The organism is Vibrio sp. HI00D65 (genome assembly GCF_001635455.1).
Classification (GTDB): Bacteria; Pseudomonadota; Gammaproteobacteria; order Enterobacterales; family Vibrionaceae; genus Vibrio.
Genome location: NZ_LWEH01000244.1, coordinates 17312 through 32416, shown reverse-complemented (window position 1 = coordinate 32416; position 15105 = coordinate 17312). Strand labels below are relative to the sequence as shown.

Sequence of the window (15105 nt, the reverse complement as noted above, 5' to 3'; positions counted from 1 at the left end):
TAAACTTAAAGGTGAAAATATTTAATTGCATATGATTAATTTAATTAGTAATTGGATTTTTTTATCCATTCATTAGTTAATTAAATCATCATAGAAATTAATCCAAAAGTTTATATATGCTACTGGGGACATGAATTAGGCTCTAACTGTGTTTCAGTGAATCACATTCTCATTTTGTAAACGGACTTTGAATGGGAGCCCTTATGAAAATCAAGCTGCTTACAATTGCTCTATTGTCTTGTGTTTTTGACGCAGGCGCAAAGAGCCATGGTCTTGAAAATGGTGCTCCTTTGGAAAATGGAACAAAACTTGAGGATTCGACAAATGACCTGAAGGAACAGTTTAACGACTTTAGTGAAGTGAACGGAATAATAGTGGATAGAACAATCACGCGCTTAGGTGATGACTTCTACTTCTTTTTCTCGCAATCACTCAATGAGAGTTATCCTGACCTAATGGAGAATTTGACGGTAAAAGAGAGGCCAACAGCTTTATCAGGAAGCATCATAGAGGTTCAACACTCTAGAAAACCGATCTTCCGTACAGCGTTGTCGCCCGGTCGTAGACAAGCAAAAGAACGAGCCGCCGATGCAACACGAGTTGTAGGGAATTACATCATTAGATGGCAAGCGGAAAGGCTCTTTCAGGATACTTACGACCTAGACCATGATGAATTTTAAGGAGTCAAGGATGTCGATACTATTTAGAAAGGCAGCGCTTATTGCGTTGTTAGCTTCCCCTTCGGTTTACGCGAGCGAATTGGTTTATACGCCCGTAAACCCAAGTTTCGGTGGAAACGCTTTAAACAGTTCTCACCTATTTAACCACGCTAACGCTATCAATGATTATGAAAATCCAAGTGCTAGGGATATTTTCGATGAACAAGAATCCGCATTAGATCGTTTAGCCTCCAGCTTAGAGTCTCGCTTGATAAGCCAATTGCTCGCTGATGTCGGTAACGGAAATACCGGGCAACTGGAAACTGAAGACTTCTTCCTTAACATCGTTGATGACTCAGGGACTTTATTGGTTCAAATTGTCGACAAAGCGACCGGTGAGTCAACTGAAATCAGCGTATCGGGATTAAATCCAGACCTCTAATCACAAGGATAGTGTTATGAAATCGATTATTATCGTCTTTCTAGCCTTAGTGTTAGGGGGATGCACCTACTCTATGCAAATTCCAGAGACTTCTGAAACACCTAAGCTGATGCCGAGAGGATCGACTTACACCGATCTCATCTCATTACCTCAGCCTCGCGGTAAGATATTGGTCTCAGTCTATGACTTTAGAGACCAAACGGGGCAATACAAACCGCAGCCAAATAGTAACTTCTCGACGGCTGTACCACAGGGCGGTACATCACTACTCACGACAGCATTAATTGATTCACAATGGTTCCTCCCTCTAGAACGTGAAGGGCTACAGAACTTGTTGACTGAACGTAAGATCATTCGTGCGGCTCAGAAAAAAGACAAAGTCGTGAATAATCACGGTGCAGATTTGTCATCCTTGAGTTCCGCTAACATTGTTATCGAAGGCGGGATTGTGGCTTATGACTCAAATATTGTTACCGGAGGAGCTGGCGCTAAGTATTTAGGTATTGGTGGTTCCGGGCAATACAGAACGGATCAAGTTACGGTGAATTTGAGAGCCGTCGACGTTCGAACTGGGCAAGTTCTTTTGAGTGTCACGACGACTAAAACCATTTCCTCCCATGAAATAGGCTTCGGTGCATTTCGCTTTGTTGACTATAAAGAATTGTTAGAAGTAGAGATGGGCTACAGCCAAAATGAACCAGTAAATATTGCCGTAATGTCTGCGATAGATGCGGCCGTGATTCATTTAATCGTTAAAGGAATGAAACGTGGTATGTGGTCGCCTGGTGACCCTAATGCGATGCAAAACCCAATCATCGCTCGTTATTCTGAAGCGAGCATTGACATACTTTAGATAACCGAGTAAGCAGCAAAATAGGGCTATGCGGAAAATGGACCTTACCCGTAGCCCTGTTTTTTTATCGGTTACTTAGCTGATTATTTGACGTCACAAGTAATGTCTTTGATCGGTGTCTCTGAGGTGACGAAACAAACAAAAGCTTCTGTTGGGTTATTTGGGCCAATTCGAATGTAACCAGCCTTCAGCTCGTCTTCATTAAATGAAGCCGAACTAGAGTTTCCAGTTTGGTTATCGTAAAAGCTGGCTTTAAAATTCCCATTCATTTGGTTGGCGATGCGGTTTCTCGTGGTTGATGTTGTGAATGTTACCGTCGCACATCGCATTGGCGGTTTCTCAGTAATCAGAAATTGCCCACTTTCTTTATCTATCACGCCACCCTTTGTATCTGGTTGAATGTCGACAGCTTGAAATTGTTCGACCGTACAAGTTTCTTTGGCAGACACGACTGTCGGCATAAGAATGGCAAAGGCTAGGGGAAAGGCGAAAAGTACTGGTTTCATTAGAACAACACCATTTATAAAAGAACGGAAGATTATAGCACCACTATAGCGTTGCTAAATGTAAAATGTCTGTTATTAAGGAAACGCTTTTATAATGAAAAAGTCATTACATCAAAATTAACTAGTGATCCTCAAACTGACACTGTGCTTTTTGGCTCTGTGATTGTTGATTAACTACAAAGCCTTTCTTTTCTAACAGATCTAACAGGTTGCCTTCTCCTATCAGGTGTAAAGCACCAACGACTAACAAGTAGTTTCCTTTCGTATTGAGTTTCCAGTCATTGGCAGAGAGTTTGTTTGCCCAGTCTACGTTGCGATCCGTTAGGAATGCTTTCTCAAGCTGGGTTGGCATTTCAGACAACTCTGCAAAATCCTCAAGTTTGGACTCATCGCCCGCTTTCCAGCTTTTAATGAGGCAATGCACGACGCGGTCCGTTTGGTCAAATTCTTTAAGGCTAGTCAACAACCACTCTTTTCCTGAGTCTTTTTGTCCGGCGATTAGGTCAATTTGAAATTGTAAAGGCTCTAAGCTTATCACCGGAACGTCTTGTATGGTTGCCTTATATGCTAATGTTGCGTCTACACCGCCCGCCGAGCCATAGCCAAGATTCTTTAACTGTTGTATTTGTATCGATAGAGATGTCGCCCAAGGTGGAGAGCTCAATAGTTGCTGAGTCGGCATACCTAAAGATTTTGAAATGCTTGTTAGTAACTGCTTTTGTTCAACGCTGAGTACATCAGCCGTGGTGACTGTTGTAGCCGGGTATACGACACCTTCGGATTTCCTGATATCCGTTTCGATGATTAGGCCATCGCTCTCTTTTAACGTGTCGGTAATCTGCGTGGGAAGTGGATACATGCTTTCATCCCCAACGTGTACAGAACCTAAAATCGTTAAGGTCAGGTCATCCTTTTTGGCTTGCCAATACAGAGGCTCTGCTAATGCGTGCTTAGTAGTAAAGGTAAGAGTGAGTAACGTTAAGTATAAGAATGTGCGCAAAGAGAGCTCCTAAAGGAAGACGTAACTCGTTAAAAATGATTTTGACGGAGTTTTTTAACGGTTTTTTTTGAGAACAATGTCACGTTGTTTGTACGAAAAGTATAACAATACGCTGAAACTCTAAATCCTTTCTGGCTATCAATGACACGATTTTATTAAATCTGCAAAAAAGATTGTGATTCGTTTCTCAAATTTTACGTCAAAATTAAAATGACGGAAGTGCCGTTAGATATAAGCTATTGATTTTAATGTGAATAATATTATTAAGATTTTTGAGATTTGAAGCCGATCACTTTATTAACTCGATTTAATTCACGGTAAAAAATAAGCCCATATAGTTTATCTAACTTTCGAAGCGCTCCATTTTGCTTCTTACTCAATTTTTAATTTATGGGTGAATACGATGTTGAAGAGAAACTTACTATCTGTAGCGGTATTGGCTGGCCTAACGGGTTGTGCAGTAACACAAGCACCAGAACAAAAAGTAGTGAATGCACTGGCTGACAATCTTGATATTCAGTACGAAATTCTAACTAACCACGGTGCGAATGAAGGTTTAGCTTGTCAGGACCTAGGTGCTGAGTGGGCGTCATGTAACAAAGTAAACATGACATTAACTAATGAGGGCGAAGCGATTAATTCTAAAGATTGGAGCATCTACTTCCATAGTATTCGTCTTATTCTAGATGTTGATAATGAGCAATTTAAGATCACTCGTGTCACTGGTGACCTTCACAAGCTAGAACCTACTGAAAAATTCGACGGCTTTGCGGCTGGTGAAGAAGTGGTTCTTCCGTTAACGAGTGAATACTGGCAACTGTTTGAAACTGACTTTATGCCAGGTGCATTCGTGACGGCGCCAAACGCAGAACCTAAGATGATTGCATCATTGAATACAGAAGATATTGCATCGTTCGTAACTGGTTTAGAGGGTAATAACCTTAAGCGTACGCCTGATGATAATAACGTAATGGCGACAGCGGTGACGCGTTTTGAAAAGAATGCTGATCTAGCAACTCAAGATGTATCTACAACGCTATTGCCAACGCCAATGTCGGTAGAAGCGGGTGAAGGTTCAGTGAGCATTGGTGGTGGTATTGCTTTACCAAAAGACGCATTCGCAGCTGATCAGTTCGCTGCAATTGAAGAACGTGCAGATGTGGTAAACGTAGATGTGAGTGGTGACCTTCCTGTAAGTGTTACTGTTGTTCCTACTCAGTTTACGGGTGATTTAGCAAAATCTGGCGCTTATGAACTGAGCATCTCGGAAGAGGGGATTGCAATTAAAGCGTTTGATAAAACGGGTGCTTTCTACGCAGTTCAGTCTATTTTTGGCCTAATAGACAGTCAGAACGCTGAATCATTACCACAACTGTCAATTAAAGATGCACCGCGCTTTGATTACCGTGGTGTGATGGTGGACGTTGCTCGAAACTTCCACTCAAAAGATGCCATCCTAGCAACGCTAGATCAAATGGCGGCATACAAGATGAATAAACTGCACCTTCACTTAACGGATGATGAAGGTTGGCGTTTAGAAATCCCAGGTTTACCAGAGCTAACGGATGTAGGGTCTAATCGTTGTTTTGATTTGGATGAACAACGTTGCTTACTGCCTCAGCTAGGTTCGGGTCCAACAACAGACAACTTTGGCTCTGGTTTCTTTAGTAAAGCGGATTACGTCGAGATCCTAAGTTACGCTAAAGCGCGCAGCATCGAAGTTATCCCTGAAATTGATATGCCAGCACACGCTCGTTCAGCTGTGGTATCAATGGAGGCGCGTTACACTCGTTTAATGGCGGAAGGCAAAGAAGCAGAAGCGAACGAATACCGCTTGATGGATCCACAAGATACATCGAATGTAACTACGGTTCAGTTCTACGATAAGCAAAGCTTCATTAACCCATGTATGGAGTCATCAACTCATTTCGTCGATAAAGTAATCTCTGAAGTGGCGGCAATGCACCAAGAAGCGCGCGTTCCGCTAACGACTTGGCACTTCGGCGGCGATGAAGCGAAAAACATCAAGTTAGGTGCAGGCTTACAGGACATCAATACGGAAGATAAAGTGGCTTGGAAAGGCAACATCGACTTGTCTAAGCAAGATAAGCCGTTCCAACAATCGCCACAATGTCAGTCATTGATCGCTGATGGTACTGTAAGCGACTTCGGTCATCTACCAAGCCACTTCGCAGAACAGGTTTCTAAGATTGTTGCTGACAAAGGTATTCCTCATTTCCAAGCATGGCAAGATGGTCTGAAATACAGCGGAGGCGAGGAAGCATTTGCGACCGAAAGTACACGCGTCAACTTTTGGGACGTTCTTTACTGGGGCGGAACTTCATCAGTATATGATTGGTCAGCAAAAGGGTATGACGTGATTGTCTCTAACCCAGACTACGTATACATGGATATGCCATACGAAGTTGATGCAGCAGAGCGCGGTTACTACTGGGCAACACGTGCAACCGATACTCGTAAGGTGTTTAGTTTCGCACCAGAAAACATGCCACAAAACGCAGAAACGTCATTAGACCGTGATGGTAATGGTTTCTCAGGCAAAGGTGAGGTTGAAGCGAAACCTTTCTACGGTTTATCTGCACAGCTTTGGTCTGAAACAGTACGTACTGACGAGCAATATGAATACATGGTGTTCCCTCGCGTACTAGCAGCAGCAGAGCGCGCATGGCACCGAGCAGATTGGGAAAACGACTACAAGGTTGGCGTTGAATACTCTCAAGAAACTAACCTAGTGAATAAGCAATCGCTAAACCACGACTTCAATCGCTTCGCCAATGTCGTGGGTCAACGTGAGCTGGCTAAACTAGAAAAAGCGGGCATTGATTACCGACTACCAGTACCGGGTGCGAAGGTTGTTGACGGTAAGTTAGCGATGAATGTTCAATTCCCAGGTGTAGAGCTTCAATACTCAGCAGATGGTGAAAACTGGCTAACGTATGATGAGCAGCAACGTCCATCGGTCTCCGGTGAAACTTACATCCGTTCTATTTCAGAAAGTGGTGAGAAAGTAAGTCGAGTTATTTCTCTGAAATAATCAATAAGCACGATAAACAGAAAGCTCCCATTTTATCCTATTCTAGATAATACGGGAGCTTTCTTAGGATTTATTTCTCCTAGTACGCCAGTACTTTAGTTGCCTTTGTAATGACGGTACTCAAACACCTGACCTTTGTCATTAAACGCATATACAGAGTATTCGTCTTTCTTATCGCCATACTCCATACCTGGAGAGCCCATTGGCATTCCCGGTACTGCTAAACCAATCGCATTACGTGGTGGGTTTTCTAAAAAGGCTTTCACGTCCTGTGCTGGGATGTGCCCTTCAAATACGTAACCGCCAATCTCTGCTGTGTGACAAGATGCAAGCTCAGATGTAACCCCTAGCTTTTGTTTGATTGGGTTCATATCATCGTGGAGCTTCTCTGTTACATCGAAACCAGCATCACGCATGTGCTCTGTCCATTCTGTACAACAGCCGCAGTATGGTGATTTATGGTTTAGAACATCAGTTGCGAGAGCTTGCCCTGAAATTGCAGCGAGTGCAGTAAGAGTCATAATTTTACGAATCATGGCTAACCTCATGAATATGATTATTGTTGATATTAGAATGGGTCGGTTTGAATAGTCTTAGTCGATTGGCATTACTTACCACAGTAATGGACGACATCGCCATCGCTGCACCTGCCACTACTGGACTGAGTAAAAATCCGAAAAACGGGTAGAGCACACCAGCCGCGATAGGAATGCCCAATGAGTTGTAGATGAAGGCACCAAAGAGGTTTTGCTTCATGTTTCTCACCGTTGCTTGGGAGAGTTCTATCGCATTACTAACAGAAAGAGGTGACGAGTTCAGAAGTGTCATTTGTGCACTCTCGATCGCTACATCACTGCCACTGCCCATTGCGATACCTATATCGGCCTGAGCCAGTGCAGGTGCGTCGTTTATACCGTCTCCAACCATTGCTACACTCTTATATTGTTGTTGAAGCTGAATAATATGTTGCGCTTTCTGCTCTGGAAGTACTTCAGAGATAACCTCATCGATATCGACGCTTTTGCCAATCGCTTGAGCAACCGAGTCGTTGTCGCCAGTGAGTAGCACTGTGTGAATTCCGGCGGATTTTAGTTGAGTAATCGCTTGTTTGCTATCTATTTTTAACGCGTCTGAAATGCCAAAGATGCCTTCCATTTTTTGGTCGATGACGACGAAGGTTGGCGTCCATGTTTGTTTACGGCAAAGTTCAATAAAGTCACTACCTATTTGAGTATCAATACCGAGTTGGGTGAGGTATCTCAGAGAGCCGACTTGAACGTGTTTTCCGTTAATGTTGGCTTGCACGCCAAGGCCTCGGCGGTTTTCAAAGTCGCTGTGTGGGAGTGCTGAAACTCCTAAATTCTCGGCATGCTGGCAAACAGCTTTGGCAAGCGGGTGTTCTGAACCAACTTCAACCGAATAGGCGTAAGTCAGCAGTTCTTGTTCTGATAGGTTGTGATAAAAGGCCTGTTGAACGCTTGGTTTACCTTGGGTCAGGGTACCCGTTTTATCAAATACCACAGCATCGATTTTGCTCGCTGACTGCAACACATCCGCATCTTTGATCAGAACGCCAAACTCAGCAGCTTTTCCGACACCGACTGTAATAGAAAGCGGCGTGGCAAGGCCTAGAGCACACGGACAAGCAATGATCAGCACAGTCGTTGAGATGACAAGCATGTAACTCGCACTTGGTTGTGGGCCAACAAAAAACCACACTAGGGCAGCAACGGCTGCGATCGCGACAACAACAGGAACGAAAACAGCAGAGATAGAGTCGGCAAGCTTGGCAATTGCAGGTTTACTGCTTTGTGCTTGGCGAACCATCTGGATGATGCGAGCCAACATAGTGCTTGAGCCAATTCCTGTCGCTTCAATAATTAAGCTGCCATCACCATTGATGGTACCTGCTGAAACACTATCATTAACTGATTTTACGTTGGGAAGCGGCTCACCAGTTAGCATGGATTCATCGATGTAAGACTCACCTGATACCACAACACCATCAACCGGAACTTTCTCACCCGGTTTGACGCGTATCTGCATACCCACTCTGATAGCCTCTACAGCAATGAGTTGCTCTTTTCCATCGACGATAACCATCGCTTTTTGAGGCTGTAAATTAATCAGTGCCTGTAGCGATTTTGTAGTGCGAGCTTTGGCTTTGGCTTCGATATAGTGACCCAAAGAAATAAGGCCAATGATCATCGCGCTTGCCTCAAAGTAGACATGGCGAGAGGCTTCAGGGAACCATGATGGAATGAGCACAACCAACATTGAGTAGAACCATGCTGCGCCTGTACCCAAAGCTACTAGCGTGTCCATGGTCGCGCGCTTATGCATCAAGGATTGCCACGCGTTAGTGAAGAAGCTGCGTCCAGAAGTGGCTAACAACACTATGCAAACCACACCAATGAATCCCCATGCCAGTTGGTCGTTAACTGTCGCAATGGTCATGCTGCCGCCGAAGACGCCCCATACCATTAATGGTCCGCCAAGCAGTAGCGCACTCACTGAGTTTTTCAGGAAGGCCTGTTGAGTGCGAAGTTGTTGCTCTTGCTGTTTTTGTTGTTGTGTGGCCGCATCATCAACAAACTCAGCGCCATACCCCGCGGCTTTCACCGATTCGATGAGCTTGTTTTCAATAAGAACGCGTGTTTTTGAGGTGAAAACCAAGGCCGTTTGCTCGGCAAGGTTGATCTGAGCTTGATCGACGAACTCGTTCTTTATCAGTGCTTTTTCGACTGAAGAAACGCAACTCGCGCACGTCATCCCCTCAAGAACAAGGTGATAAGTATATTGACTTGCAACGGGTTCAGTTGACGTTGTTTTTGTAGGTGCTGATTTTTTATCTTCTTCTAAATCTGAACTTGATGACTGGTCATGAGATTCAGCGTAGGGGGTAGCGTGAAAACCGACACTTTCGACTAGCTCAATAACCTCAGATACAGAAAGCAGGGTAACCAGTGATAATTCCTGTTTGCTGACTTCTAGGTTTGAGGCTTGCTCAGTTTTTTCAAGTGCTTGAGTCAGTTTGCTCACGCACTTGCCACAGCTGAGGCCGGATAGTGAAAGGTGCAGCTTGTTACCCATGCTGTAGCCAAGTGTCGCTAACTGTTCATTGAGTTGAACGTAACTAAATGGAGTCGAAATATCGATATAGGTCGGCGATATATCATTAATCGTCGTATTGTCGAGATCGCCGAGCAGTGTGCGGACTTTACTCGCACATCCCATGCAGTTTAGGCCGTTGAGCGCGGTTGTATAGTGGTTCATATCGATACTCCAATTCTCATCTACGCCTAACATAAACCTTCCCGTAAGGGTAAGGTCAAACATAAATTCAAGAATTTGATCTTGGTGGAGTGCTAGCTGGTAGTTTTAGTCTGGAATGGAAGAGGGAAATTAATAATGTACGACTACAATCCACTAGTTAAAGGTATAGATTTACGATCTTTAAGGGCGCAATTGCTCTTTCAATAACGGCTTTCGTACAACAACAGCACATTAATCATTCACTACTGATTGTAGATTTAAGCGGTGGTGATAAAATAGCGCTCAAAATTTAGTGATGGTTGACTATTGCAAGCCTTGTAATAGGCTCCACTAAAAGAATCACCTACATAATCAAGGTATTTAAATGACGGTTAAAACTCGTTTTGCTCCTAGCCCAACTGGCTATCTTCACGTTGGTGGTGCACGTACTGCACTTTACTCTTGGCTATTCGCTAAAAACCAAGGCGGTGAATTCGTTCTACGTATCGAAGACACAGACCTTGAGCGTAACTCTCAAGAAGCGGTTGATGCAATTCTAGAAGGCATGCAATGGATGGGTATGGAATGGGACGAAGGTCCTTACTACCAATCTAAGCGTTTTGACCGTTACAACGAAATGGTTGATAAGCTTCTAGCTGAAGACAAAGCATACAAATGCTACGCGCCTAAAGAGCTGCTTGATGAAATTCGTGCAGAGCAAGAAGCAAATAAAGAGATGGCTCGTTACGATGCGAACCACCCTAAAATTATTGCAGCTAACGAAGCTGCACGAGAAGGCGATGCATGCGTTATCCGTTTCCGCAACCCTAAAGAAGGCAGTGTAGTATTTGATGACCAAATTCGTGGTCGTATTGAAATTTCTAACAGCCAACTTGATGACCTAATCATTCGTCGTACAGACGGTGCTCCCACTTACAACTTCGTAGTAGTAGTGGATGACTGGGACATGGGCATCACACACGTTGTTCGCGGTGAAGACCACATCAATAACACACCTCGTCAAATCAACATCTACGAAGCACTAGGCGCGCCAGTTCCAACTTTCGCTCACTGTGCAATGATCCTAGGTGATGACGGTGCGAAACTGTCTAAGCGTCACGGCGCTGTATCAGTAATGCAATACCGCGACGAAGGTTACCTACCTAACGCACTAAACAACTACCTAGTACGTTTAGGTTGGTCTCACGGTGACCAAGAGATCTTCTCTCAAGAAGAGATGATTGAGTTCTTCAGCCTGAACGCAATCAGCAAGTCTGCGTCTGCATTCAATACTGAAAAGCTACTCTGGTTGAACAACCACTACATCAAAACTTCTGAGCCTGAGTACGTTGCAAAATACCTGCAATGGCACCTAGACGCGCAGAAGATCGATACAACAAACGGCCCAGCTATCACTGAAGTGATCAAGCTAGTTGGCGAGCGTTGTAACACGCTTATCGAACTTGCTGAGCAATCTCGTTACTTCTACGAAGATTTCTCTGAGTTCGAAGCTGGCGCAGCTAAGAAGCACCTACGTGGTGTTGCTAAAGGCCCATTAGAGCTTGCTCTTGCTAAAGTTGAAGCACTTGAAGAGTTCACAACGGCAAACATCAAAGACGGTGTGATTGCAGCAGTATGTGAAGAGCTAGAGATCGGCATGGGTAAAATCGGTATGCCACTTCGCGTAGCAGTAACAGGTGGTGGTCAATCTCCTTCTGTTGATGCTGTGATGGAGCTTGTTGGTAAAGAGCGCGTAATTGCTCGCATCAAGATGGCTCTTGAGTTCATCGTAGAGCGTGAAGCTAACGCTTAATTGAGCGATTGCTAGATTCATAAAAGGGTCAGTAACTTGGTTACTGGCCCTTTTTATTTGTTTGGAGTTTTATCTAGCTAGTCTTAGATTTTCTTGAAGATGATAGAGGTGTTGATACCACCGAAGACAAAGTTATTGCTTATCAGATATTCAACATCCAGTTCGCGACCTGAGCCCGTGATGCAATCGAGCTTACCGCACTGTTCATCGACATTCTTTAGGTTTAGGGTTGGGCTGAACCCGCCGCTGTGCATCATCTCAATGCTTTTCCCATACAGATTTGCATGGTTTCCATCTGAAGTTGGATCACTTGAGCGGCTAGGTCATCTACTTGGTACGTGACAATATTCCAAAGCGCTAAGATGACGATTCTAGAAATAAAAGCAGCCGCATTTGCGGCTGTTTTTGTATTCGTTCATAGGAGATTGGCTTTGTCCATGCTGTGGTTACTTGAGGTCGATGCTGTTTAAGCGTCCCATGAATATGAGTAAATCAATCACGTCTTTGTGAGCATCAAGTAGTGCGCGCTTAGTTTGGCTGTAAGCGGCCAGTCTACCGTGCTTTCTGATCGAGCAGACCTTGGTTTTGTATTTGTAATCGCCGTTATCAGAGAACACACGCCATTTCGCGATATAACACTCATCACGATGTTCAGGGTCACTTTGTGTAGGGTTTGGTTTGAATACAATCTTAGGCTCTAAACTATGTGGTAGGCGCGTCATTAGGTGAGGCTCCTTGAGAACCTTCTTCCAAAACTTACCCCAAAGCTCTTTACCAAGCTCGTCTCTTAATTTGATGGTTTTTTTAAGCGCTTTATCTTCACCCATGCGCACAAAACCGACGGACCGATGCAGTACCGTGTCTTCTGGTGTGTGGATGTGGATCTTAAAAGCGGTCTTACCTTTCGAAATAAAGCGATAACCGGTAGCACCAATTAGATTATTCTGACTCATATCTTGATAAATGATGATTATATTATTAGTAAGATTACGACAAATACGTAAAAACCGAAACTAATACCCATGAAAAAATTAAAGCCTTAGCAGGGGGGCTAAGGCTTTATTAGAATTTATGAGTTTAGAGTGCGGTTAACTACATGATTTTCTGCATCACATCACCAATTTGAATGCTTCCCGCCAGGCTTGCCTGGTCGATTGTCAGTTCCGCTTCGTTCTCGTAGACGCGAGAAACGGTCAGTGTGATATCGCTTTGAGAGACTTTATTGCGCGGTAAACCTCGTTGGTCGATAAACGAACCTGTGTGCCATAGCTGCAGTTTGTCACCTTGTTGTACGCCATGTATTCGGCCCAAATCAATGGTCACTGTATTACCGAATACGGCCGCAACTTCTGGAAGCGTGATCTTACAAGAGACTTCAGATTCTAAGTCCAACATGATATTACGGCTTACACGAAGCATCATACTGCCGTAGGTTGATGCCCAAAAACGAGCACTGCGAGTGTCAACTTCACTGGTTTTAGCAAATGGCCACTTTGCCACCTCACGATAGCTACGAGTGTAGATCTGATGACCTGTCTTACCATCAAATACTTGTATTTCTAACGCAAACTGACGGTTGATGATGTCATCTTTTAATAGATTGGATTCGATGGTTGCCGTTAAGTCAGTAATCTCACCACCGATGATGTATTGTGCGCCGGTATCCTGTGCGATCATCTTGATCACTTCTGGTCGGCGTTTATCGATGTCGTAGTTCGTAGTGCCAACAGAGACGAAGCTGCGAGACTCTTTGGCTAACTGTCTATCAACCACATGGCTGAAGTCGTCACCGATGTTGTAGATTCTGCCCATTACGGCTTGTTGTGGAGAGGTGACATCGATATTACCCACCAAGAAGGTTTTCTTGTATTGTCTATCATGGCAAGCATTTGCCGAAGGGTAGATGTCGATCCTTGCGGTGATCATTAAATTGCCACCGCGCTTCTTCTCTTTATCAACCAAGATGTAGCGTACTTCGTGGTTAGTAAATTGGTATTCCTTTTTCTTGCCATCTAAATAAGGCGTTAGGTTCGCAATACTGCCGATGTCTGCTCCTGAGAACTGGATAGCCTTGTACACAGCGTCTTCCAGCGCGTGGATCCTTGCCGTTTCTTCTGACGATACGATGGTTGCTATACCGGTAACTTCATACCATGAGGCATGAGCACTGAAACTTGTGATTATCAGTGAACCTATTGAAAATAAGTAAGAAATTATTTTTTTCATCTATTCGTTACCAGTTGGGTATAAATATTGCTTAATAAATAACTATAAGCTTGAAGCTGACTTGAGTGCGTTTTTCTTAATCTTAACCATTAATGAAAAGCAAAGACTGTTCCAACATTGTAATCCATTGAAAAGAATAATGGTGAGAACGTATTAGAACAGGTCGCACTATAACTATCTGGAGATTAGATAATGAAAAAATGGCTCGTAGTAATGAGTGTCATGTTACTGACATCATGCGCTTATTCGCCGATCTATAACGGTAAGACTGAGTACCCAGGCAGTCAATTTATGCTGATGGACAGCCCTCGCCACACAATGGATTTCTTCGTAGAAAGCATGACAGAAGACTTGATCGTGTCGAATACCAGTATCTCAGCAAGAACGCCTATTGCGATCACCTCGTTTGTAGACCTCCAACACATGGACACAACAAACTGGCTTGGCAACTCGGTATCAGAAGGTTTCATTCACCAGTTTCAGCGTCGTGGCTTCAAGGTGGTTGATTTTAAAACTACGGGTTCTATTCAGGTAACTCATCAAGGTGACTTTGCGATAAGCCGTGACTGGAAAGATTTAGCTCAAGAGCAAGACGTTCAATACGTACTAACGGGCACTATGCTGCGCCAAGAGGGTGGTGTACTCGTGAATGCTCGAGTTGTGGGCATGCAAACTCGTATTGTTGTGGCTTCAGCACAAGGCTTCTTACCAGCAGACCGTATTGGTCGTGACCTTGATACTCTGAACAGTATTCGAACTCAAGATGGTGTGATTATTCGTTCTGACCCAACGATCACCCAGCCTTACACTGTTATTCTTCGCCCTTAGGAGTTCGAGATGAAGAAGTTAATGTTTGTGGTTGCCGCTCTACTACTTGTTGGCTGTCAGCCACTACAGAGTATGAGACCAGATGATTTCTTGGTTGCCGTTGGTTATGCGAGTATCAGTGAACAAAAAGGTCGTAACGATGAAGAGAAGCGTATCCGTGCGATGAGAGCCTCTAAGATTGATGCTTATCGCGAACTTGCGGAACAAGTTTATGGTATGCGAGTAAGCGGCCGTGCTGAACTTGAAGATCAACGCCTTGGTACAGAGCGCACATCAGGTGCGGTTGATGGTGTTATCCGTGGTGCAGAAGTCGTGCGCAGTTACCCAGTAGGCGATAGCTACGTTACCGAGCTTCAGTTGGATATTCGCAAGATGGATCAATTACGTAACTACGGCGAAGTTCAAGCGGTACCAGAGAAGAGGCAGCAAACACTTTTCTAGTATCTGTGAAGAGATGAATGATATTGG

At 44.1% G+C, this 15105-nt stretch carries 13 protein-coding genes and 1 pseudogene; 7 read left to right on the top strand and 7 right to left on the bottom strand.

The window, feature by feature from the left end:
* Nucleotides 1–191 precede the first annotated feature (191 nt).
* From A3712_RS16960 to A3712_RS16950, 3 genes are read left to right on the top strand one after another with little or no spacing between them, the layout of a single operon-like run.
* Nucleotides 192–680 carry a curli production assembly/transport protein CsgE gene (locus A3712_RS16960; RefSeq protein ID WP_063524384.1) on the top strand — a complete coding sequence of 163 codons (489 nt, stop codon included), beginning with the start codon at nt 192–194 and terminating at the stop codon, nt 678–680.
* A 10-nt stretch (nt 681–690) separates the two neighbouring features.
* The gene (locus A3712_RS16955; RefSeq protein WP_063524383.1) at nt 691–1101 is read left to right on the top strand and encodes a curli assembly protein CsgF; all 411 of its coding nucleotides are present in this window, start codon (nt 691–693) and stop codon (nt 1099–1101) included.
* Between the two features lie 16 nt (nt 1102–1117).
* Entirely contained in the window at nt 1118–1954 is an 837-nt protein-coding gene (locus A3712_RS16950; protein ID WP_063524382.1) for a CsgG/HfaB family protein, read from the top strand.
* A gap of 83 nt (nt 1955–2037) precedes the next feature.
* On the opposite strand, the gene A3712_RS16945 is transcribed toward A3712_RS16950, so the two are convergent.
* A complete protein-coding gene (locus A3712_RS16945) occupies nt 2038–2460 on the bottom strand; it encodes a hypothetical protein (protein WP_063524381.1) in 423 nt (140 codons plus the stop codon).
* A gap of 121 nt (nt 2461–2581) precedes the next feature.
* The gene (locus A3712_RS16940) at nt 2582–3460 is read right to left on the bottom strand and encodes a TraB/GumN family protein (protein WP_063524380.1); all 879 of its coding nucleotides are present in this window, start codon (nt 3458–3460) and stop codon (nt 2582–2584) included.
* Between the two features lie 403 nt (nt 3461–3863).
* Between A3712_RS16940 and A3712_RS16935 the strand changes: the two genes are divergently transcribed.
* Nucleotides 3864–6515 carry a beta-N-acetylhexosaminidase gene (locus A3712_RS16935; RefSeq protein ID WP_063524379.1) on the top strand — a complete coding sequence of 884 codons (2652 nt, stop codon included), beginning with the start codon at nt 3864–3866 and terminating at the stop codon, nt 6513–6515.
* Between the two features lie 95 nt (nt 6516–6610).
* Here the strand turns inward: A3712_RS16935 and A3712_RS16930 are convergent, their stop codons facing one another.
* Both A3712_RS16930 and A3712_RS16925 read right to left on the bottom strand, forming a co-directional pair.
* Nucleotides 6611–7051: a DUF411 domain-containing protein gene (locus tag A3712_RS16930; RefSeq protein ID WP_063524378.1), complete on the bottom strand. Its 441-nt coding sequence runs from the start codon at nt 7049–7051 to the stop codon at nt 6611–6613.
* Nucleotides 7041–9824 (bottom strand): heavy metal translocating P-type ATPase, encoded by a 2784-nt coding sequence (locus A3712_RS16925; RefSeq protein WP_063524377.1) that lies wholly within the window; start codon nt 9822–9824, stop codon nt 7041–7043. Before A3712_RS16925 ends, A3712_RS16930 begins: the two co-directional genes overlap by 11 nt.
* 331 nt (nt 9825–10155) lie before the next feature.
* Here A3712_RS16925 and gltX point away from each other — a divergent pair, with 331 nt between their 5' ends.
* Complete coding sequence (gene gltX, locus A3712_RS16920) at nt 10156–11583, top strand: glutamate--tRNA ligase (RefSeq protein WP_063524376.1); 1428 nt, start codon at nt 10156–10158, stop codon at nt 11581–11583.
* Between the two features lie 83 nt (nt 11584–11666).
* Here gltX and A3712_RS26885 read toward each other — a convergent pair.
* The 3 genes and pseudogenes from A3712_RS26885 to A3712_RS16910 all read right to left on the bottom strand — a co-directional run.
* Nucleotides 11667–11849 (bottom strand): annotated as a pseudogene (locus A3712_RS26885) (beta-ketoacyl-ACP synthase); the annotation flags it as partial.
* Nucleotides 11850–12029: 180 nt separating this feature from the next.
* Nucleotides 12030–12536, bottom strand: a complete 507-nt coding sequence (locus tag A3712_RS16915) for a hypothetical protein (protein ID WP_063524375.1) — start codon at nt 12534–12536, stop codon at nt 12030–12032.
* A gap of 139 nt (nt 12537–12675) precedes the next feature.
* The gene (locus tag A3712_RS16910; protein ID WP_063524374.1) at nt 12676–13809 is read right to left on the bottom strand and encodes a flagellar assembly protein FlgT; all 1134 of its coding nucleotides are present in this window, start codon (nt 13807–13809) and stop codon (nt 12676–12678) included.
* 192 nt (nt 13810–14001) lie between these two features.
* Between A3712_RS16910 and A3712_RS16905 the strand changes: the two genes are divergently transcribed.
* Nucleotides 14002–14637: a FlgO family outer membrane protein gene (locus tag A3712_RS16905; protein WP_063524373.1), complete on the top strand. Its 636-nt coding sequence runs from the start codon at nt 14002–14004 to the stop codon at nt 14635–14637.
* Between the two features lie 9 nt (nt 14638–14646).
* Nucleotides 14647–15078, top strand: a complete 432-nt coding sequence (flgP, locus tag A3712_RS16900) for a flagellar assembly lipoprotein FlgP (protein ID WP_004739728.1) — start codon at nt 14647–14649, stop codon at nt 15076–15078.
* Nucleotides 15079–15105 lie beyond the last annotated feature (27 nt).